Origin of the sequence: Microvirga mediterraneensis, assembly GCF_013520865.1 — a bacterium.
GTDB classification, from domain to species: Bacteria; Pseudomonadota; Alphaproteobacteria; order Rhizobiales; family Beijerinckiaceae; genus Microvirga; species Microvirga mediterraneensis.
The window spans coordinates 239,343-257,065 of sequence record NZ_JACDXJ010000002.1 but is presented as its reverse complement, the minus strand read 5'-3'; the positions used below and the strand labels follow the sequence as shown (position 1 = coordinate 257,065).

Below are 17,723 nucleotides of genomic sequence, written 5' to 3'. Positions count from 1 at the left end.
CTTTGTACATTTCTTTTGAGACGATTGCCTCCCAACGTTGGCGTCAATTCCGAGGTCAGGGTGAGCGACGAGGAGCGCATCTACGAGGATGAGGAGCGGCATCGGCAATGGGCCGAGGGTTGTCGCCGTGAGACCGCCATCCGTGAATTGCTTAAGCGCCATGAAGGCAAACGCCTCAAGAGCAGTGATGTTGCAGATGTCGCTTGGGAGCTAGGGGTCAGCCGAGCTACTTTGTACCGGCTGGTCGAAGCCTACCGAACCGCCCAAACAGTGAAGGCGCTCGAACCGCGATCGCGTGGGCGGCGACAAGGCACGTTCGTGCTCGATAAAGCGCGCGAGGCGCTCATCGCCAAAACGATCCGGGAGATCTATCTTCATCCCAGCCGCCCGACCCTGACCTACCTCGTCGAGCAGGTTCATGCCCGGTTCGCCGCAAAGGGGTGGCCTGCACCCGACAGACGCACGGTCAAAGCGCGGGTTGATGCCATTGATCGGCGCGTCCGCGCGCTTAAGCGACGCGACACGCAAGGCATCAAGGCAACCCGGCCCGTTCCTGGAGAATACGTCGCCACGCGCCCTCTCGAAATTGTGCAGATCGACCATACGCAGGTTGATATTTTTCTTGTCGACGAAGTCACCCGTAAGCCAATCGAGCGCCGCCCTTGGCTGACGCTTGCAATCGACATCTTCACGCGGATGGTGACGGGCTTTCATCTGTCACTCGACCCACCGTCGCGGGTTTCAGTTGGCCTGTGCATGCTGCACGCGGTCTACGATAAAACAACATGGTTACAGGAGCGAGGGGTCGATACGGTCTGGCCCGTGGCCGGGCTGCCCGAAACCGTGCATGTCGACAATGGTGCAGACTTCCGCTCGCGCGCCTTCGTCGGAGCGTGCCGGAATGAGGGCATCGCAACCGTCTGGCGTCCGCCCGGAACACCTCACTATGGCGGTCACATTGAGCGCCTCATCGGCACCATGATGGGGCGCGTTCACCTCCTGCCGGGTTCGACAGGGAGCAATCTATCCCAGCGCGGTGAAATCGACCCGCAGAAGGTCTCGGCACTGACCCTTCGCGAACTGGAGTGTATCATCGCGTGGGAGATTGCGGGACGCTACCATCATGAGATCCACCGCGCGCTCCAGCGCCCGCCGATCGCGGTCTGGCGTGAGAACGAGGCGAGTCTGGCGCTAAGGATGCCTCTGGACCGCATGGCGTTCTGGGTTTCCTTTTTGCCCGATGCCCACCGCAAGCTTCGGCCCGACGGCATCCACCTGCACGGAATTGCCTACTGGTCGACCGTCCTCTCAGCCGATGTCGGCCGGCTCGATCAGGCAGTCCTTATCAAATACGACCCTCGGGATGTCTCACGGATCTTCGTGCAGCGTCCATCAGGGCATTTTGTCGAAGCTCGGACCCGCAATCTTGCCTTTCCCTCCCTGACGCTGCGGGAATGGACTGCAGCGCAGCATCGCGAGCGAGCGGCAGGGCGGGCCGAGCGCAATACGGACCATTTGCATCGGACGGCCCTCGCTCAGCGGCGCATTATTGACGAGGCTATCCAGAAGACGGCTCAGGCGCGCCAGAGACCTATGGACGCGCTGAACTCTTTCGGGGATGGCATCGAATTCGGCTCGCTCAAGGGTATCGACTCGCGTCAACCTACGGCTCTTGAAGCCGCAGAGAGCAGTCAGCATGATCGACACCCCAGCCCACCTGACCGAGGATGCCGCACAGGTCCTGACCAGACCTGACCACGAGCGGATCTACTTCATCCGGTCGAAGCGCTGGATTCCATATCCGCGAGCCCGGCAGGTGCTTAACCAGTTCGAGCATCTGCTTGCCTTTCCTCGCACGACCCGGATGCCCTCGCTCGCAATCTATGGCGACAGCGGCATGGGCAAGTCGATGATTGTCGAAAAGTTCAGGGATGATCATGCCATCACCTTCGACCCCGACACCGGTACGGCACGCACCCGGCTGCTTGTCGTTGAGATGGCCGGACGCCCCAGTGAGCGCAGGCTCTTTGCTCAGATCCTGGCCGCGCTGGGCGCTCCCCATAGTCCGCGTGCCACAATCGTCGATCTCGAACAGGCCACGGTACGCCTCCTGCGAGCTGTGGGCGTCCAGGTGCTGCTGATCGACGAGGTGCATAACATTCTCGCTGGCACTTGGCGTGAGCAGCGGGTCATGCTGAACACGCTGCGGTATCTTAGCAACGAGCTCAAGCTCTCGCTCGTCTGCGTCGGTATCGCCGAAGCCCGTGAGGCGATCAATGGAGACGTCCAGCTCGCCCGGCGCTTTGACGTCATGACATTGCTCCGCTGGTCGGCCAACGAGGAATTCGAACAGCTTGTGCTTGCCATCGTCCGCAACCTACCCTTGCGTCACCCGAGTGTGCTGACGCCGCGGGGTCTACGCCGTATTCTCCAGGTCACGGGCGGCGTCACCGCCTGGGTGTTCCGGCTCCTCAACGATGTTGCGATCACGGCAATTGAGAGCGGTACGGAGGAGATCACCGATGCCGCTGTTGACGCTTGGAGGCCAGTCAGCGAGGAGGAGCCCGCCTTCCAGTGACCGAGATGGGCCGCGACCATGAACCGAAGCCCTTTCCGGTTGTGCTTGAAGCATATCCGGACGAGGTGCTCTCGTCCTGGCTGCGCCGACACGCTGCTTACTACGCTGTCTCAGAAGCGGCACTCATCGCCTGGCTCGGGCTGCGGGTATCGACCTTGCGTACAGTCGATCACCGGCTCAGCCTTGAGCAGGTTGGATGCCTCTCACGCGTGCTCCGCTGCGACCCCACATGCCTCGTCGGCATGAGCCATGCTGGGCTACCGGCCGAGGCTCGGCTTCTGACGCGGCAGAACAGGGCTCTGGTCTGTCGGTCATGTGTCGAGCAGCATCAGGCGGCGGGCGCTCATGGTGTGGCGCTGAAGAGCTGGATTGAGGCGTGGCGGATCACCTGCCGGCTGTGTGGCGGACCGCTCTCGGAACGCAGTGGCTCACACGGCAGTGCCTTGAGTCTGCGTGAAACCAGCCCCTTTGGAGAAAGGTGGTGGGACGGCGCGAGGGCCGGGGAGTGCCTCGTTGAGAATCATGTAACTGGCCAGACTTCTATGCCTGAAGCGCCGCTTGCGCTGATGCGCCTGTTGCTTCTGCCCAGCTGGTATCGCCCCGGCCAGCCTTTCGATGGGTTTTATCATGGCTGGCTGCTGAACGAACTCATCCCAGGGTTTGACGACCATGCGCGATTGGTGAAGCGCCGGGTGAACCAGGGAGCGATCGGTAGCATTCCGCCTGACCTGAGGGTAGCCTTGCTCGCCGGCCTTTCCTCGGTTGCGGCAAGCCCCGCCAGCATCATTGACTACCTGCGCCCAGCCTGCCGACTGATCTACAGGAGGCACTTTGAGGCATTCGCGGCCGTCGCTGTCGGGGGCATCGCGCCTCCGATTGACATCTAATTTGAGAAAATGGGCTGGCCATTTGTCTCATTATTGATGCCCAAGGGTGCTGGGAAAGCGATATTCTCATTCCAAGATGTCAGCTGACACCTTCGAAACCGGCTGAGGCTGAAGCCGAAGCGGAAAACGAGGACGATCAGGATGCCCTTGCGATCGAGGACAGCGTCATTCGCGAACTCGCCCGGTCCTTGAGCCCCCGCCAGCGCTGATGCACCCGACGAGGTCTCAACTCCGCCGTGGGGCAAGCGGCCCTGATCAGGCCGTCTTCAGATCCACAGCCGATTCCTTGCCGGAGCGGCGGTCCGCCCCAACCTCATAGGAGATCTTCTGGCCCTCAGCCAAGCCACGCAGGCCAGCACGCTCCACGGCGCTGATATGAACGAACACGTCCTTGCCGCCGTTGTCCGGCTGAATGAAGCCGTAGCCCTTCTGATCGTTGAACCACTTCACCGTTCCTGTCGCCACGAAGCTTTTCCCTCTGTTGAAGTCGCCCAGGTGAGAGAAAATCTAACCGCAGAACGCGGAGAGTGTCGAGCGCCGCGTATAGATCCTCAAAGAGATCAGCATCCACAAAGAGCTGCATCCTTGCCAGCGTCAGCACTCCTAGTGTGTGGTGGAGCGGCCTATGAGCAGTGGGCCGGGGAGCGCCAGGCTCGAAATGTGGTCCCTCATCCCAAGCCTCATCATGAGCAGTAAACGCCGCGCAGTTTCGCGTAACACCCAGTATGGAACGCGAAGAAGAGCCCCGGCGGGCAGGGCCAGCTCTGTCGTCAGCGTTGACGCTGACCAGCACCAGGCGCACGATCAATACCTGTGATGGTCGAGCACGGCGCTTGGACTCCCGAAGCTGCCCGTCGCTCCCCACGGGCAAGGCCGCGGGACCCTTCCTCCCCGCGGCCTTCGCCGTATTCGGCCGCGAATTTCTGGTAGGCGCATTAGGGAACAGGTTGGATGGGACCTTCCCTAAGCGCAAAAGGGGCTCCAAAGATCGCTGCAGCGTTGGGCGGCAGGATTGCGCAGTAGGTTGAGTAGTCCATCCCGTAGCCCACCATGTGGCGGGTGTCCCCGCACCAATGTCCCCCGGCTGTTTCCCCCGTGTCCCCGGGCAGAGCGCGATACTGGACCCTGTAGTCCGGCACAGTGATCCAGCTTCCGTTGACGAGCATTAGCACCCCGGCTGGCGTCACCCGGTAAGGGGCGGGGCGATAATCCTTGTCGTTGCAGCAACTGTTTCCCAGCCTGTCCTTCAGATGCGAGTAGATGTCATGGGCTTCCGCAGGCGGCTCATAGCCGACGAAGAGCAGGGCCGCAAAGAGGCCAGGCTTGAGAGACATAAGCCGCTCTCCCCCATGATGGGCTGGCGGCGCTCATCAGAGCGTCAGCACAACGCTACTCGATCCATTCTACTCCTGACCGGGAACCCCGTCGCCCACCAGCCAGGGAAGGCCACGCAATTTCGCAGATTGTCAGTATGGAACAGACGCGGGTTGGGCTTGTTGCTGAAGCTGAGGCAGATCGGAAGCCCAACATGAAACCCATCCTTGTGTTCCTCGCTATTGCGGGTTTGGCGACTGGCGCCATGCCTCAGTCGGGACCCACAACCCTGAACATGACCTGTGCCCAGGCCAGAGGGATTGTGGCTTCTCAAGGCGCAGTCGTGCTGCACACTGGACCGACGACCTACGACCGTTATGTTCAGGTCTCGAGCTTCTGCGCCCCTGGAGAAACAGTGCATCCTGCCTGGATCAGAACGGCTGATGCCGCCCAATGTCCTGTCGGAGGAGTTTGCCGGTCGGTCGACCTCGAGAACGGGCGATAACAGAGGCCGAGTAATTTCGCATAAGCCGCAGTATGCAACGCGATTGGAAGTTTCCGGAGCTTATTCTGGTCAGCTTGTGGAATACAGCGCAAGATATTCAGCGAAAACATCTTTTGCGAAAATCTCGGCGGCTCCATGAACACTCACGAATGCCTGACGCCGCACTGGGCAACAGAAAGGCCTTCCCGCCCGCCGTTGCCTGTGGGTGAGGAGGCCTCCCGGTCCTGAAGCTAGTTCCTGAAGGCTGGATGCGTACAGCCTTCCCTCATGTCAATGCATCCGCTGAAAACGGTTTCAGCGCCGCCCACGGAAAAGCCCCGTTAGGCGATGAAGGGACTAACTATCTCCGATGGAAACTCGGAGGGGAGAAGATCAATCCTTTTGGAGCGGCCAGTCTGGCCGCGGGAGCCCATAGCCTTTCGCAAGATCGACTTGATGTGTTCCTTCACAGCAGCCTGATCCGTCCCAAGACCTGCCGCAATGTCGCCGGTCTGCTTGCCTGCTGCAATCAGGAGAAGAATTTGGGCCTCCGGCTCTGACAGCCCCTGGCTCCGAGTTTGGTTCAGGTTGGTCGCCAGTCGTGTCCCGTCCGCGTGTAAATGCCTAATTGGAGTGTCCAGTTTAGCCATCGCATCCCCCAGCCGGAGGGATTAACCCCTCGTTAACACTTGTCTCCTGTGCAGAGGCAACGTGCTATTGCGCTTCGGTGGTAGAGAAGCCTCCCCCGCTGCTCTTCGGAGAGCAGGGCATAACGAGGATCGGTCAGGACGGAGTGGGAGTGGTCACCACCATCTGAAAGACATCGCTTCCAGCCGGCCTGAGCTTCTCAGTCCCACTGCTGAATTCAGGGCGATTGCCAGGGGCACTTTGTGCAACAAAGTTCCCTCTGGGCAGACGATCTCCAGCTGCCACAGGCCCCAATCCTCAATGACGTCACCATATTCCTGTCGCAACTCAGTGACGAACTGCCAGGCTTGTGACTTGGCCTCATTCAGGTTTGCTGCCTCCGCACCCGTATCGTCTGGGATCGTGGCATCGCTGCTCACAAGGTGGAAATAATACCGCGTTGGCATGGATCTGCCCCGTGTGGCCTTCGTGAGGGGAGGGCGATCTCGCCTAGGGAAGTTGAGCACACAGCGTGAGAGCCGTGATAGCGGCTGTGGTTGCGACTGCCAGCAAACTGGCATTGACGGAGTCGAGTTCACCCCGCCGGGGGTTCAGGATCCACTTAAACAAGGTTCAGCCTATAAATCGCGGTAACATAAGTTAGCGCCTACATGGACCGCCTGGCTGTGACGTCAACCTGTGCCCAGGAGATTTGCGCCTCTTCGAGGAGAGGTTGATCCTTTGGCCGAGTGATCGCGTCACATCGTGCGGGCAGGGCGCGTTCTTAGGGCCAATCGCCTCAGGCGCCCAATAAACGCAAACGCCCGCCAAAAGGCGGGCGCGGGCGAATTCTGCTGTGCAGCTGATCTTAGGCAGCAGCGGTCTGGCGAGCGATAATGTCGATCTGAGAACGCGAGATGCCGAGGTCGTCGAGCTCGCGGTTCGAGAGCAGCGACAGCTCACGGACAGTTTCCCGGTAACGGAAATACGCCTGCACTTTGGCGAGGATGAAAGAAACGAACATGGTGAGCTCCTACGGGTCGGCGGCCATTCGGGGATGGCCTGTGTTCTTGTTTTGCAAGGCAGAAAGTACGCTGGCGCGATGCACAAAAGAAGAGCAAATGCCGTAGAGGAGTCATGCGATAAAGGCATGAATGAGCAAGATATGCTACAAGAGCTTGCTTTGGGAGCATATCTTTTCGCTCGATGCTTGGTAACCTGAAAAGCCAAACGCCTCAGCTGAGGAGATCGGGTTCAGAGACCCTCAGCCGAGGCGCAGGCGGCTTTGTGGAGCCGACACCGCAGGGCAAACCAAGCCCGCCAACCGTGGCTATTTCATGAGGCGAGCCAGAGGCTTCGATGTCTGCCCACAGTCGCCGCAGGTTAACCTCACGATGTGGAACAGATGAGGTTCAACTCGCGCAGGCTTGCCTCGGAACGCCCCTGCTGAGTAGAGCTTCTGTTGGGCGGTATGGTCCACTACCTGTCCTACTACTGTCGTTGTCTTCTCCAAAAGGTTCAGAATGGCCTACAAACTCTCCCGGCTCGCCCCTGGCAGCTATGACGTGCTGCTCCATGGGGTGATCATCGCCAGCCTGGTTCAAAGCGGTAGAACAGACGACGCGACTTGGACGGCAGAACTCCTGCTCGACCTGCCTCCTGGAGAGAGGCCTGCTCCGTTCACCGAACCCGAGCATACATTTGGCAGTCTTGAAGAAGCCCAGAGATGGCTTGGAGATGCTGAGATCCGTGGAGCTGGCGAGGACGCCTAGGCCATGGCAGAGGTCATTCAGTTCCCGAAGCGGACGGAGACACAGACGCTCCATTTCGATGAGAAGCATGCCTTCGGTGAAATCGGCGGGCTGATGCTCTCCCTCGTGCAGGAGCAGGACAAGGCAGATACGCCCTACACGCTCGTGCTGTTCGGCGGGGACGACGTGTTCTTCCCGCTGGAGTCGTTTGAGCCAACACCGGAAGGTTTGGAACTCGCCAAGATCGCTGGCGAAATCACATTGCGTGCACTCGCTGTCGGTCATGAGAACTGGGCTGAGTAGTCTCGCATTCACAAAGGCTGCGCACGGAGACGAGACGTCGAGCAGGGGTAATCCCACCCCTTCATCCAAGCACCACGCCGAGCCTACCTTCTCTTGGAAAGGCAGCGTCAGAAAGGCCAACTCAAAATGGCAAACGATCCGGGCAATCAGACCCCTCTGGCCAAGCACAGGCGAGATGATTTGGATGAGGCCCGCGAGGCATACCTCCTCAAGCACACACCCGGCCTGAAGGAGCACGATGCGGCACAGCACAGAGCCTTCCTACAGATTGAGGAGGATGCACTGGCGCGCCATCCCGATCCAACACCGGGCGACATCGCCGCTGCGGAAGCCGCGGAGGCTGTCCTCCCATCCAGGAAGAGGACGGAGATTCAACTACGACGAAGCTTTGAGTCCCTGGCTGTGCATCTTCCCAAGGACGCCAGGCGCAAACGCAAGAGATTCATCCAGCGCGGCCAGCGCGCGTGGAACAGAGCCAATCCGCCACCGCTGACATCGGAGCAGGAGCGAACCCTCACGGCAACCTTTATGAAGGCTTATGGGTGGTGATCACCCATTGGGCGGGTCGCATTGACGGCAGCACACAGGAGTCTGTCGCCACGCGATATCCAGACCCAGCGAGTATGGCCGTTCTCCCGAAGTTTGACCAATCGCCTCTCGCCGTTCGGGAAGTCGTCACCTGCATAAGCCCGATCGTTTCGATCCAGCCCAGCAGCGCACCAAGCGCAGATCAATGCTTGCGGGCTTGAACCAGGTAGGCGGGGACTGTTGTCTCTCCAAGAGCCTTGCAGGCTTCGAGCCGGTGCAGGCCCTCTACCAGAACAAAGCGACTACCATCCGGCCGCACCAGAATAGGCGTTTCCTGACCTTTCGCCAGCATGCTCTCGGCCAGGGTTTCAACCTTGTGCGGATCCACCGTCTGACGTCGTTTCACAGGCACATAGACATCCTGAACTGCAAGCATCTGCCGCTTCAACACCATCCCGACTACTCCTGTGTCTGTCCTCTCAGGTGAAGCTTATGCGCAGCAAGGTGGCTTGCATAGGAACATGCCTTCGCGACGGGCGTTCACCGACAGGCCCAGCTTGGCAATTTGGTCTGCGTATGCGCTGGACTTCCTCAACCGGAGACACATCCATGAGCAAACTCACGGCACTGATCGGCTTCATCTTCCTGGCTGTTTCGTCTGCCTGGGCGCAGACCCCAGCACCCACCACCCCGGCACCTGGTGCTACTCCCGGCTCTCCCCCTGCCGGGGATGCTGCCGCAGGTGGAGGTCTTGCGGATTACTGGTGGCTCATTGTGCTCGCCATCATTGTCGCCGCAGCCGTCTGGTACTTCTCCCGCAGTCGCGGCCGCAACCGCAATCAGCTGTAGGAAGCCTATCCTCCAGCGCGGCAGTTCTGGAACGGCCCGATGGGCGTTGGCGTTGATGAGCCGACGTGTTGATGCTCATGACCGTCTCCGAGGCAGAGCCCGGCCCCGCGCCGGGTTCTTTTTGCCTATGCTGACTTCTGCACTCCAAGGATGCGGACCCTGAGAACGTGAGACGTGCCACTCAATCTCCATTGATGCTTTGGCGGTACAGATCCGCTGGCCGCGCTCATCTCGAACTTCAATGACAACATCGCGGGTATCGCCCCTCCCCAGACGGTTTGTTCCGATCTCGGCCGCTGAGCGGGTTGCCGCTTGCAGCGCAGCGTCCAGGCTGTCGAACTCGGCGCCGTCGTCATCGCGCACGCTCTGTGCGCCATCGTGAATGTCGAAGTAGTAGCGGGCCACGGCGATCTCCTCTGGGCCAGCACAACTGCGTCGGACATGGTCCGTACCAAGCGGTAAGCGCCCCGGCTGAGGTGCTGTCAGGATAACCTCAACCAGGGCGCTTAGCGGAGCGTGGGGCTCCGCATCTGTTCGGGCTGATACGCAACGCGCCCGACACACTCATCCTGTCCGACTCAGGTAAACAATCTGTGGACATCGACAGGCGCAGCATGTGCAGTATGGAACGAGGAACCTCATCCGTGTGAGCCGGAAGAAAAATCGTTGCCGAGTCAGATGAAGGTACGCGGCAAATACATCTCTTCAGGCGTCACGATCTCTTTGGCAACGAGGGATCTCGGAGGATCTGCCGCAGATCAAGGGATGTGAGGCTGAGAGATCAGTCGCAGCGGCGTCACGAGGACGTCATCGAGCTGCATTAGGCGAGACCCGTGGCCGCTTGGCCCGAAGGGCAAGGGCAGGTACGGATGCACTGCCGTCCTTGCCCCTCATCCAATCCCAGCAGTAGCCGCGGCACTCAGTTCAGGCTTCAGTGACCCTGGCGTGCCACCTGCGCGATGTCGTGCCTGGCAACGCCGATGTCCGACAACTCACGGTCCGACAGAGCCTTCAATTGCCGTGCAGTTTCACGAGCACGCAACCGGCGACGAAGACCTGACAGAACGACTGATAAAAACATGACACAACCTCAATGATGAGCCAGCCCAAGCGCAAAGGCGCCGCGCACGGGCAGCGAGAAAAAAGGCCACCTTTGGGGTGGCCGAGTTTAGGGAGGAAACCCGCCACAGGGAGGCCGTGGCGGAGGACGGGTCATCTACAGCGCACTCGGCACAGGACAAACCTGAAAGTGGTCGGCCCTGGCATGCGGAAAGAGCATGGAACGGATCCGGAGCGTTTACCCCTCGTTTACGGCTGCCGGATAGCTCACGCAGGAACCTTGCCGACGATCCAAGCAGTCGCCACTGGGCTGAAGCCGATTTCGAGCAACTCCTCCTCGAGGTCCTCAACAGGATCAGGCTCAAGTGTAATCGAGTTGTCTTCGTCTTCCGCACCGGGCTCCCGCCCGCCTTCATCCTGCTCCGCGTCCTTGATGGGAGCTACCGTGACGCGCACGACCGGATCTTCGTCGCCATCATCCTCGCTCTCGTAGACCTTGAGTGTGACCCAGCGCTCCTCGACCTCGTCCTCGTAGACTGTCTTCCACTCGCCCATGTTCCCCTCCTGGATCAGGCACCGGGGAAGACCCGGCGCTGCTTCTGTCGCGCTCTAGCGCTTAACGCCATCACATTGTCGTGCTTCAGCGCCCTAGCGCTGTTGTATGCCGACGGGGCACCCCCCACGTCTTCAATGCGGAGGCACATCCCGCAACCCCTTGACCGCCTCCGTAGACTTCAGCCCCGTTCTGACCAATCCCGACGGGGCTTTTTCATGGGCTTCATCGACATGACAGGCCACTGGTCTGGACTTTAAATGTGGAGCTCCCGTCGATGTCGAAGGGCACCCCAGGTCGGTATCTGTTTCGGACATCAACCCAGTCGCCTCAGCGCGGCATGCAAGTGGCTCAGGAAAACTGTCTCACCCATGACCTTGTAGCTGTAGAAGGGTAGGGGCGATCGGGCTGCCACGGAGGACCTTCGGTCTCGCCTCGTTGGCCGTCATGATGGGAACCGCAAGACCTTGAAGCAGAGGCAGCATGATGATGCCAGCCACGATGGTAAGCACGGCAACGATGAACGCGGCTCGTCCGTACGCGGCTCTTCTGCTGTGATAGGGGAGGCAATTCCTCGGGGGACTGAACACAGCGTTGTTATCATTCACCGCGGTCAGTGGCCTGAGTTTCAGGTGCGCCAACGGCATAAGGCCGTGCGAGAATGCCTTGTTGCTACAAGCAGAAATCACGACCTTCATCTGATGGCCTCCCCTACGAGGTCTTTCGGTGAGTGTACGTTGCCCACCTGATTCAGGCTCCCGCCCGAAGGGGTAACTCCGCCGCTCCAAAGAAGTACAAGATCTCAAAATGTTGGTTTCAGGTCACCTGGAATGCGCGCTGAGCTCTCTCGCGGATCTCGTCCAGTTCGTCCCGAAGGGAATTGATCTGCCCCTCGATCCCTCCAAAGCACGTGCATGCTGGCGTGATGAACAGGCGTCCATCCTCGCCCCGGGGGTGTAGCGGAGGAGGTCGATCTTCACGCCTGCCGGGTTGTCCGGTGTTCCAGGCCGGATTTCGAGCTCCAAGGCTCCCAAGAGATGCATCGATGGATTTCCTTGCGAGGGCTGAGAGTGAGGCCGCATGCCGGCTGCCTGTCAGCGGTCGGCAGGGTGGGTGGAGCGAGACCCCGGATCGGCTTGTCGGCGCTGGAGCAGCAGCGCGATCTCCGGCCTGTTCTCTCCTAGCCACTGTGTGGCATCAGGCTGGCTGACGACACACTCGATCGCGGCCCAGGTGGGGTCCTCGAGCGACTCGTCCCTCAGTCGCGTGGCCGCATAGTCGATGAGCCGATGAAGGCCCTCGTAGCCGGGCCGCGCCTCAAGCGCATCGGCGACCCAGACGCTGGACCAGCCCTTCTCGGCAAGATGCAGGATGCTCAACGCATTGGCCTCGCGAAACCAAGGCGTCGCGTCGAACTCGAGAGCGAGTGCATTATCGGCAGTATGGCACGAAGCCCGGATCATGGCTTGCCTCCCGGATTAGCTCCCCTGAGAGGTATTTTACCACACGCTGACATCAGGGCTGTCCTGGCACAACGGTTTCCTGCCCGTCATTGAGCGGGTGGAGGTCTCGAACCATCTGGTGCAACCGGGAGGTATCCAGATGAGTGTAGATCTGGGTTGTCTCGATGCCGGCATGGCCGAGCAGTTCCTGCAGCACGCGCAGGTCGGTACCGCCTGAGTGCATGTGGGTGGCGAAGGCATGGCGCAGCACGTGCGGTGACACCCGCTCAGGGCTCGCCAGCCCTGCCGCCACCGCGGCTTCCTTGATCTCCAGCAGGGCGGCCTGACGCGTCAGAGCCTTTGCTCCGTTACGCACCGAGTGGAACAGCCAAGGGCTCGGCTTGCCGCCGGAATAGGCGCTGGCCAGCTTCTGCCACTGGGCGACGGCCCCAATCGCCGGCTCATGCAGAGGGACGAGCCGCTGCTTGTCGCCCTTGCCGCGCACCAGCAGCATGCGGGTGCCGGGGCACGCAGCATCGGAAGGTAGCGACAGCGCCTCGCTGATGCGCATGCCCGAGGCATAGAGCGTCTCGAACAGAGCGGCGCGGCGGGCATAGCCGGCCTGACGGTAAAGACCGACCGAGGAATCCGCCGCGAGTGTATGGGCCGTCTCCAGGAGAGCCTCCGTCTCGGCAATCGATAGGACGAAGGGCAGCTTGCGGGACTGCTTCATGGCCGACAGATGGGATGTGGGATCGCGGGAGCCGAGTTCTTCCGCGATCAGGAACTTGTGCAGGCCGCGTGCCACTGTGATCCTGCGGGCAATGGTCGATCCGGCATAGCCGCGCTGATCAAGAGTGGCGATGTAGTCGCGGATCTGCTCCAAGCCGACCTCGTCTAGGCTCAGGCCGTTCTCAGCGAGCCAGGCGAGGTAGCAGTTGAGATCGTCAGTGTAGGTGGCAAGGGTGCCCGCCGAGGCCCCGAGCTCCGTTGCCAAGGCATCGAGCCAGAGCTGGGCCAGCCGCTGATTGGTCCGCATGAGATCCTCCTGATCAGGAGAACCCTGCCACAGCAACCGTTACAGACTTCTTGTCAAAAGACTAATTATGCGAACACCTATAGGTCATTTGGTCATGTCAACGACGTGATCGACCTACCCCTTTGAGGGCTTGGCGCCGGTCCCTGACAGTCGTACCATCAGGTGTCAACGACGCGGATGACGGCCCATGCACCTGCAGCGCATCGTCCTCCCGAGCGGCCACGTCACCTGGACCGCCTATGACGGTGACGCCATCGTCACCGAGATCCGCGAGTTCGTCATCTACCTGGAGGCGCGCCATCACGCCCCGAGCACCGTTGCCCACTATGCCCGGCACGTGGTCCGGCTCGGCAACTATCTCGCGGCCATGGGCAAGAGCTTCCGCGAGATCACACCCTTGGACCTCGACTGCTTCATTCCCGGGGTGATCCGCCATGGCCCAATCCTGGATCTGAAGACCGCCTTGAACATCATCCCGCTGCGCCCGGAACCCGTGGACGTTTCCACTAGCCTGCACAACCAGATCCTGTTTGCAATCAAAGCCTTCTACACCTTTCTGGACATGCGCCACGCCGCGCTGATCTTTGGCGCCGGCGAGAGGCCGCGAACCTATCATCCTGACGCTTACAAGCCTTTCCTGGCCCATATCACGCAGCGGAAGCCGCGACGCCGCACCGAGAGCCGGTCGGACCATCAGGCCCAGGCGGCATCCGCCAAGCGGGCCGTCGACCACCGGCTGAAGCCGGAGCAGGTTCTGAAGATCATTGAGGCGGCCAGCCTCATGCGCGATGCCTTCCTGGTCGTGCTCCTGTACACGACCGGCATTCGGATCGGCGAGGCGCGGGGCCTGCTGCACGAGGACTTCCGGTTGGAGGAGAACATCATCTGGGTCACGCCCCGCCTTCACGAGAACAAAGCGCGCGTCAAATACGCCAAGGCGCGGCCGATCCCGGTGCTCGACTTTGTGATGAAGATGTACGAGGACTATATCGCCAGCGACGAATACCTTCCGGCCTTCGAGGCCGGCACGAGTTATGTGTTCTGCAACATCGCCAAAGCGCAAATCGGCCGCGGGCTGTCTGAGAGCAACGTCTACGACATTCAAAAGCGTCTGGTCCGGAACTCGGGCATTGCGTTCACCTGGCACATGTTCCGCCACACCCACGCCAGCGAAGCGATCGCTCAAGGCTATAGCCTGCTTGATGTCGCTGACCGCCTCGGGCATGCCAGCCCGCAGACGACCAATGCGATTTACAAGCACCTGTTCAATGCCGAGTACAAGAAGCTGCAGATCAAGAACCACGCGGAGGTCGAAGAGCGCCTGAATGACTTGCGGCGTATCGGCCTGGCGGAGGAGAAACTCAAATGGCTCTGAAGCTCGCCCGAAGCTACGACCCAGACGTCGCCTATCTCGGGAGCCTGCGGGTCTTTCTGACCGCCCTGCACCCTGCCCTGCTCGAACGAGACCTGTGGGGCTTCCATACGCTTCGGGAATGCTTTGGGATCGATGCCGGATCCGCGTTATACGCGCCGGACGGTTATGGCGAGGCGCGGAACGCTCAAATCCTCCGCGACGCCCAGGAGATCGAGCCCAAGAGTGGCCGCGTCGAGAGAAACACCCATGGAGGACGGGGCAGAAAAGGCCGCCCCGCATCGATTATCCGACAGCGCGGTCAAACGCTGCCCGATAAGTTGCTGGGTGGCATCGGTTTCGACTTCGTCGATGTGCCGGAGCCCTACAAGACGGAACTCAAGGCGTTTTTTGCCTGGCGCCTGTCACGGCCACAGAGCCGGCACTATCGCTGGTACACGCGAGCGGTCCAGTTAATCCCCTTCTGTGCTGACCTTGCATCCACTCATGCACCCGCGGTCCGCCACCTGATCGACTTCGGGCACCCCATCGAGAGCGGTTCAGGCAGCGGAAGCACGCCCCTTCGGAACCTGTTCGAGAATTGGCTGGCAGAGAGGGAATACTCGGTTCGCCCCACGAAGAGCAAATGGCGTCGGGACGCCACGATCCATGAGACAGCCTATGGGCCCGTGGCCAGTGCCGTGGCCAACGTCTTGGTGTTCACCCTCATCCTCCTGCGCGAGAAGGCCAAGCCGGTGGAGGCCAGAGACCTGGTTCTTCTGGAGGATGTTTATCCCGCGGATGACGTTCCGGTGACGCGGTCCAAAGCTCCCTATCTCAGCTTCTTCCGCATTCAACTTCCGTGGCTGCGTAACGTGGCACGGCGCTATGTTCTCAACAAAATCGAGCACAAGGAGCTCTCGCCGCGCACTCTGCCATCCTATCTTGCTTCTCTCGGGCAGATCGAAGCATGCCTGTACAGCCTTCATTCCCCGCCTCGCCCTGAACACATCACACAGGAGTTCATCGAGCATACGTTCCTGTCATGGGGAAACGAGCGGGGATTTACCGGGCAGAACTGGTATACGGATCCGCTCAACATGATCCAATGGGCCTCCGCCTACCTCCCGGAATACCGCTGGCGCCGCCTTGTCTTCGATAAGAGAAACGTTCGCAAGGTTCGCAGCTATCATCCCCGGACGCATGAATATGAACGTAATCTCGAAGGCGCGATGGTGCCCGAGGAGGTCATTGAGCAGATCTTCCTGAGGTTCGACTCCCTGACGGTTGTCTGCAAACGTCTTCTGATCATCGCCCGCTACACGGGCATGCGGTCCATCGACCTGCATGCCCTTGCGTTCGACTGCCTGGACCCGGATGCGGACGACGCGGACTTCATGCTGCTGACCTTCTATCAATCCAAGGTCAAGCGCTGGAACACCAAGCCGCTGCACAAGAACGATGCCGCCCATGCTCTGGTCATCCAGGCCATCCAGGAGCAGCAGGACGACGTCCGGAGGGCATGGGGCCGCAAGACACAATACCTGTTCCCGAACAGACTCGGCGATGCCGAGGTCCATCTCAGTCCTGGCCACACCCGGGACGTGATCGCGAAGTGGATCATCCGCCAAGGCATTCGTGACAAGGACGGCAGCATCTATAGGTTCGGCTGGCATGATCTGCGCCATTTTTACGGCACCGAGCTGGCGTTGGCCGGCTATGACATCATGATGATCCAGATGGAACTGGGCCATGCCTCGGCCGATATGAGTCTGATCTATGTCAACCAGCGTTTGAAACTGAAGAAGAAGGCCGTGCTCGAAAAGGGTGGCGGCAAGTTCATCTCCATCAAGGGCGAGGTCGACGACAAGGTTGCCGAACTGGCGCTGCGCAAGGATGCTACTCTGGCGGTTGATGTTCCGGGCGGCCTCTGCTCGCTCCCGGGCCAGATCGGCGAATGGTGTGAACACAACGGAGCCTGCTTCACATGCACGTACTTCCGGGCCGATATCGGGCAGTTGCCGTTCTTCGAGAAGGAAATGCGCACCATGGCTGCCAGCCTCACCCGCCTCAGAGGCGAGGTGGAAGCCTTTGAGCAGGACGGCCATCGGCGCATGGCTGAAATCGGTCGAAAGCGGATGGACCGGACGCAGCAGGGAATTGCAAACATCAAGACCATCATCAGGACGATCAAGGCGGAGGGGACCTACAGTGGCCGGACGCGAAAATACCAGCGGGCTGCTTGCGGCAGCCCAGCAGCGGAGTGTGACCAAGCGGCGTGCGGTCGAGGAGATCCTGGGCACCATGCGCCAGAACGGTGAGGTCATCTCGTTCAAGACCGTCGCCGAGCGCGCCAATGTTAGCCGCGAGTATCTTTATCGCCAGTTCAAGGAGGTGATCCAGCAACTGCGCACGGCGGCGCTTCAGCAGGTTGTGACGATCGATGGCGAGGAGGTCCGGGTTCGCTCGGCCGGCCGTGCCGCAACGATCGAGGTAGCGCTGCGCCACAAGATCAAGCGGCTGGAATCGGAGCTGGCCGAGGTGCGTCAGCAGAAAATGGAGCTGGATCGCCGTTATGAGCGCGCGCTCGGCGAAGCGGAGGAATGGCGCAGCCGGCATCAGCGCGCCGTGACCGAACTCCTTGAGGTGCGCAGCCGATTGACAAGTTATGGGTCGTCATGAGCCATGACGGGCGAAGCCGTCACGGCTTGGAAACCGGAGGCCGCCGGCACGCGGAGCGGTCAAGAAGGCCCGCAGGGCCCCGCCGGAGGCGGCAGGCCGCAGGCCTGTTCTTGACAGCGAGCATGGCGGAGGCACCTCGTTCGCGCCGCCCGTGGATGACATGTCAATCAGGTCTAAATGCCTGCTGAACCTGAAGATTTATAGAACACCTCCAGGTAAATGCGAAATGTTATTGCGTTAAGTAACTGCTCCCCTTTCGTAAAGAATGAGTGGCCG

General features: G+C 60.5%; 21 protein-coding genes. 10 read left to right on the top strand and 11 right to left on the bottom strand.

The features are described from left to right. Positions 1-60 precede the first annotated feature (60 nt). Genes H0S73_RS23580 through H0S73_RS23570 form a run of 3 tightly spaced genes read left to right on the top strand, consistent with a single transcriptional unit; the run spans position 61 to position 3,465 of the window. The gene (locus tag H0S73_RS23580; protein ID WP_343058485.1) at positions 61-1,755 is read left to right on the top strand and encodes a Mu transposase C-terminal domain-containing protein; all 1,695 of its coding nucleotides are present in this window, start codon (positions 61-63) and stop codon (positions 1,753-1,755) included. Further along, positions 1,697-2,578, top strand: coding sequence for a TniB family NTP-binding protein (locus H0S73_RS23575; RefSeq protein ID WP_181054651.1), 882 nt, complete (start codon positions 1,697-1,699; stop codon positions 2,576-2,578). Before H0S73_RS23580 ends, H0S73_RS23575 begins: the two co-directional genes overlap by 59 nt. After that, on the top strand, positions 2,575-3,465 hold the full coding sequence (locus tag H0S73_RS23570; RefSeq protein ID WP_181054650.1) for a hypothetical protein: 891 nt from the start codon (positions 2,575-2,577) through the stop codon (positions 3,463-3,465). Before H0S73_RS23575 ends, H0S73_RS23570 begins: the two co-directional genes overlap by 4 nt. Positions 3,466-3,720: 255 nt before the next feature. Here H0S73_RS23570 and H0S73_RS23565 read toward each other — a convergent pair whose 3' ends face one another. From H0S73_RS23565 to H0S73_RS23545, 5 genes are all read right to left on the bottom strand, one after another. Further along, positions 3,721-3,930: a cold shock domain-containing protein gene (locus H0S73_RS23565; RefSeq protein WP_181054649.1), complete on the bottom strand. Its 210-nt coding sequence runs from the start codon at positions 3,928-3,930 to the stop codon at positions 3,721-3,723. Between the two features lie 470 nt (positions 3,931-4,400). After that, on the bottom strand, positions 4,401-4,799 hold the full coding sequence (locus H0S73_RS23560) for a hypothetical protein (protein WP_181054648.1): 399 nt from the start codon (positions 4,797-4,799) through the stop codon (positions 4,401-4,403). An 805-nt stretch (positions 4,800-5,604) separates the two neighbouring features. Next, positions 5,605-5,913, bottom strand: a complete 309-nt coding sequence (locus H0S73_RS26425) for a LuxR C-terminal-related transcriptional regulator (RefSeq protein ID WP_181054647.1) — start codon at positions 5,911-5,913, stop codon at positions 5,605-5,607. Between the two features lie 153 nt (positions 5,914-6,066). Then, a complete protein-coding gene (locus H0S73_RS23550) occupies positions 6,067-6,357 on the bottom strand; it encodes a DUF6894 family protein (RefSeq protein WP_181054646.1) in 291 nt (96 codons plus the stop codon). A gap of 401 nt (positions 6,358-6,758) precedes the next feature. Then, on the bottom strand, positions 6,759-6,914 hold the full coding sequence (locus H0S73_RS23545) for a DUF1127 domain-containing protein (protein WP_181054645.1): 156 nt from the start codon (positions 6,912-6,914) through the stop codon (positions 6,759-6,761). Between the two features lie 499 nt (positions 6,915-7,413). Between H0S73_RS23545 and H0S73_RS23540 the strand changes: the two genes are divergently transcribed. The 3 genes from H0S73_RS23540 (at position 7,414) to H0S73_RS23530 (ending at position 8,493) form a co-directional block, all read left to right on the top strand. After that, entirely contained in the window at positions 7,414-7,662 is a 249-nt protein-coding gene (locus tag H0S73_RS23540; protein WP_181054644.1) for a hypothetical protein, read from the top strand. A gap of 3 nt (positions 7,663-7,665) precedes the next feature. Beyond that, positions 7,666-7,944: a hypothetical protein gene (locus tag H0S73_RS23535; protein WP_181054643.1), complete on the top strand. Its 279-nt coding sequence runs from the start codon at positions 7,666-7,668 to the stop codon at positions 7,942-7,944. Positions 7,945-8,070: 126 nt separating this feature from the next. Next, positions 8,071-8,493 (top strand): hypothetical protein, encoded by a 423-nt coding sequence (locus H0S73_RS23530; RefSeq protein WP_181054642.1) that lies wholly within the window; start codon positions 8,071-8,073, stop codon positions 8,491-8,493. 181 nt (positions 8,494-8,674) lie between these two features. Here the strand turns inward: H0S73_RS23530 and H0S73_RS23525 are convergent, their stop codons facing one another. After that, entirely contained in the window at positions 8,675-8,926 is a 252-nt protein-coding gene (locus H0S73_RS23525) for a ParB N-terminal domain-containing protein (RefSeq protein WP_181054641.1), read from the bottom strand. 155 nt (positions 8,927-9,081) lie between these two features. Here H0S73_RS23525 and H0S73_RS23520 point away from each other — a divergent pair, with 155 nt between their 5' ends. Next, positions 9,082-9,321, top strand: coding sequence for a hypothetical protein (locus H0S73_RS23520; protein WP_181054640.1), 240 nt, complete (start codon positions 9,082-9,084; stop codon positions 9,319-9,321). Between the two features lie 75 nt (positions 9,322-9,396). Here H0S73_RS23520 and H0S73_RS23515 read toward each other — a convergent pair whose 3' ends face one another. From H0S73_RS23515 to H0S73_RS23495, 5 genes are all read right to left on the bottom strand, one after another. Then, entirely contained in the window at positions 9,397-9,726 is a 330-nt protein-coding gene (locus tag H0S73_RS23515) for a DUF6894 family protein (RefSeq protein ID WP_181054639.1), read from the bottom strand. Positions 9,727-10,252: 526 nt separating this feature from the next. Further along, positions 10,253-10,402, bottom strand: coding sequence for a DUF1127 domain-containing protein (locus H0S73_RS23510; protein WP_181054638.1), 150 nt, complete (start codon positions 10,400-10,402; stop codon positions 10,253-10,255). 245 nt (positions 10,403-10,647) lie between these two features. Then, positions 10,648-10,935 carry a hypothetical protein gene (locus tag H0S73_RS23505; protein WP_181054637.1) on the bottom strand — a complete coding sequence of 96 codons (288 nt, stop codon included), beginning with the start codon at positions 10,933-10,935 and terminating at the stop codon, positions 10,648-10,650. Between the two features lie 1,092 nt (positions 10,936-12,027). Next, positions 12,028-12,396: a hypothetical protein gene (locus tag H0S73_RS23500; RefSeq protein ID WP_181054636.1), complete on the bottom strand. Its 369-nt coding sequence runs from the start codon at positions 12,394-12,396 to the stop codon at positions 12,028-12,030. A 52-nt stretch (positions 12,397-12,448) separates the two neighbouring features. Beyond that, complete coding sequence (locus H0S73_RS23495) at positions 12,449-13,414, bottom strand: tyrosine recombinase (protein WP_181054635.1); 966 nt, start codon at positions 13,412-13,414, stop codon at positions 12,449-12,451. 187 nt (positions 13,415-13,601) lie between these two features. Between H0S73_RS23495 and H0S73_RS23490 the strand changes: the two genes are divergently transcribed. From H0S73_RS23490 to H0S73_RS23480, 3 genes are read left to right on the top strand one after another with little or no spacing between them, the layout of a single operon-like run. Next, a complete protein-coding gene (locus tag H0S73_RS23490; RefSeq protein ID WP_181054634.1) occupies positions 13,602-14,789 on the top strand; it encodes a tyrosine-type recombinase/integrase in 1,188 nt (395 codons plus the stop codon). Then, positions 14,780-17,086, top strand: a complete 2,307-nt coding sequence (locus H0S73_RS23485; protein WP_181054633.1) for a tyrosine-type recombinase/integrase — start codon at positions 14,780-14,782, stop codon at positions 17,084-17,086. The genes H0S73_RS23490 and H0S73_RS23485 overlap by 10 nt, the downstream gene beginning before the upstream one ends. Continuing rightward, entirely contained in the window at positions 16,977-17,447 is a 471-nt protein-coding gene (locus H0S73_RS23480) for a DUF6262 family protein (protein ID WP_343058484.1), read from the top strand. The genes H0S73_RS23485 and H0S73_RS23480 overlap by 110 nt, the downstream gene beginning before the upstream one ends. The last annotated feature ends 276 nt before the right edge of the window (positions 17,448-17,723 follow it).

Bases quoted from the DNA above. Each gene is read 5' to 3' on its own strand.
- H0S73_RS23495 (WP_181054635.1), bottom strand. From the start codon at position 13,414: ATGCGGACCAATCAGCGGCTGGCCCAGCTCTGGCTCGATGCCTTGGCA.
- H0S73_RS23530 (WP_181054642.1), top strand. From the start codon at position 8,071: ATGGCAAACGATCCGGGCAATCAGACCCCTCTGGCCAAGCACAGGCGA.
- H0S73_RS26425 (WP_181054647.1), bottom strand. From the start codon at position 5,913: ATGGCTAAACTGGACACTCCAATTAGGCATTTACACGCGGACGGGACA.
- H0S73_RS23500 (WP_181054636.1), bottom strand. From the start codon at position 12,396: ATGATCCGGGCTTCGTGCCATACTGCCGATAATGCACTCGCTCTCGAG.
- H0S73_RS23545 (WP_181054645.1), bottom strand. From the start codon at position 6,914: ATGTTCGTTTCTTTCATCCTCGCCAAAGTGCAGGCGTATTTCCGTTAC.
- H0S73_RS23485 (WP_181054633.1), top strand. From the start codon at position 14,780: ATGGCTCTGAAGCTCGCCCGAAGCTACGACCCAGACGTCGCCTATCTC.
- H0S73_RS23540 (WP_181054644.1), top strand. From the start codon at position 7,414: ATGGCCTACAAACTCTCCCGGCTCGCCCCTGGCAGCTATGACGTGCTG.
- H0S73_RS23490 (WP_181054634.1), top strand. From the start codon at position 13,602: ATGCACCTGCAGCGCATCGTCCTCCCGAGCGGCCACGTCACCTGGACC.
- H0S73_RS23510 (WP_181054638.1), bottom strand. From the start codon at position 10,402: ATGTTTTTATCAGTCGTTCTGTCAGGTCTTCGTCGCCGGTTGCGTGCT.
- H0S73_RS23560 (WP_181054648.1), bottom strand. From the start codon at position 4,799: ATGTCTCTCAAGCCTGGCCTCTTTGCGGCCCTGCTCTTCGTCGGCTAT.
- H0S73_RS23525 (WP_181054641.1), bottom strand. From the start codon at position 8,926: ATGGTGTTGAAGCGGCAGATGCTTGCAGTTCAGGATGTCTATGTGCCT.
- H0S73_RS23575 (WP_181054651.1), top strand. From the start codon at position 1,697: ATGATCGACACCCCAGCCCACCTGACCGAGGATGCCGCACAGGTCCTG.
- H0S73_RS23535 (WP_181054643.1), top strand. From the start codon at position 7,666: ATGGCAGAGGTCATTCAGTTCCCGAAGCGGACGGAGACACAGACGCTC.
- H0S73_RS23520 (WP_181054640.1), top strand. From the start codon at position 9,082: ATGAGCAAACTCACGGCACTGATCGGCTTCATCTTCCTGGCTGTTTCG.
- H0S73_RS23505 (WP_181054637.1), bottom strand. From the start codon at position 10,935: ATGGGCGAGTGGAAGACAGTCTACGAGGACGAGGTCGAGGAGCGCTGG.
- H0S73_RS23550 (WP_181054646.1), bottom strand. From the start codon at position 6,357: ATGCCAACGCGGTATTATTTCCACCTTGTGAGCAGCGATGCCACGATC.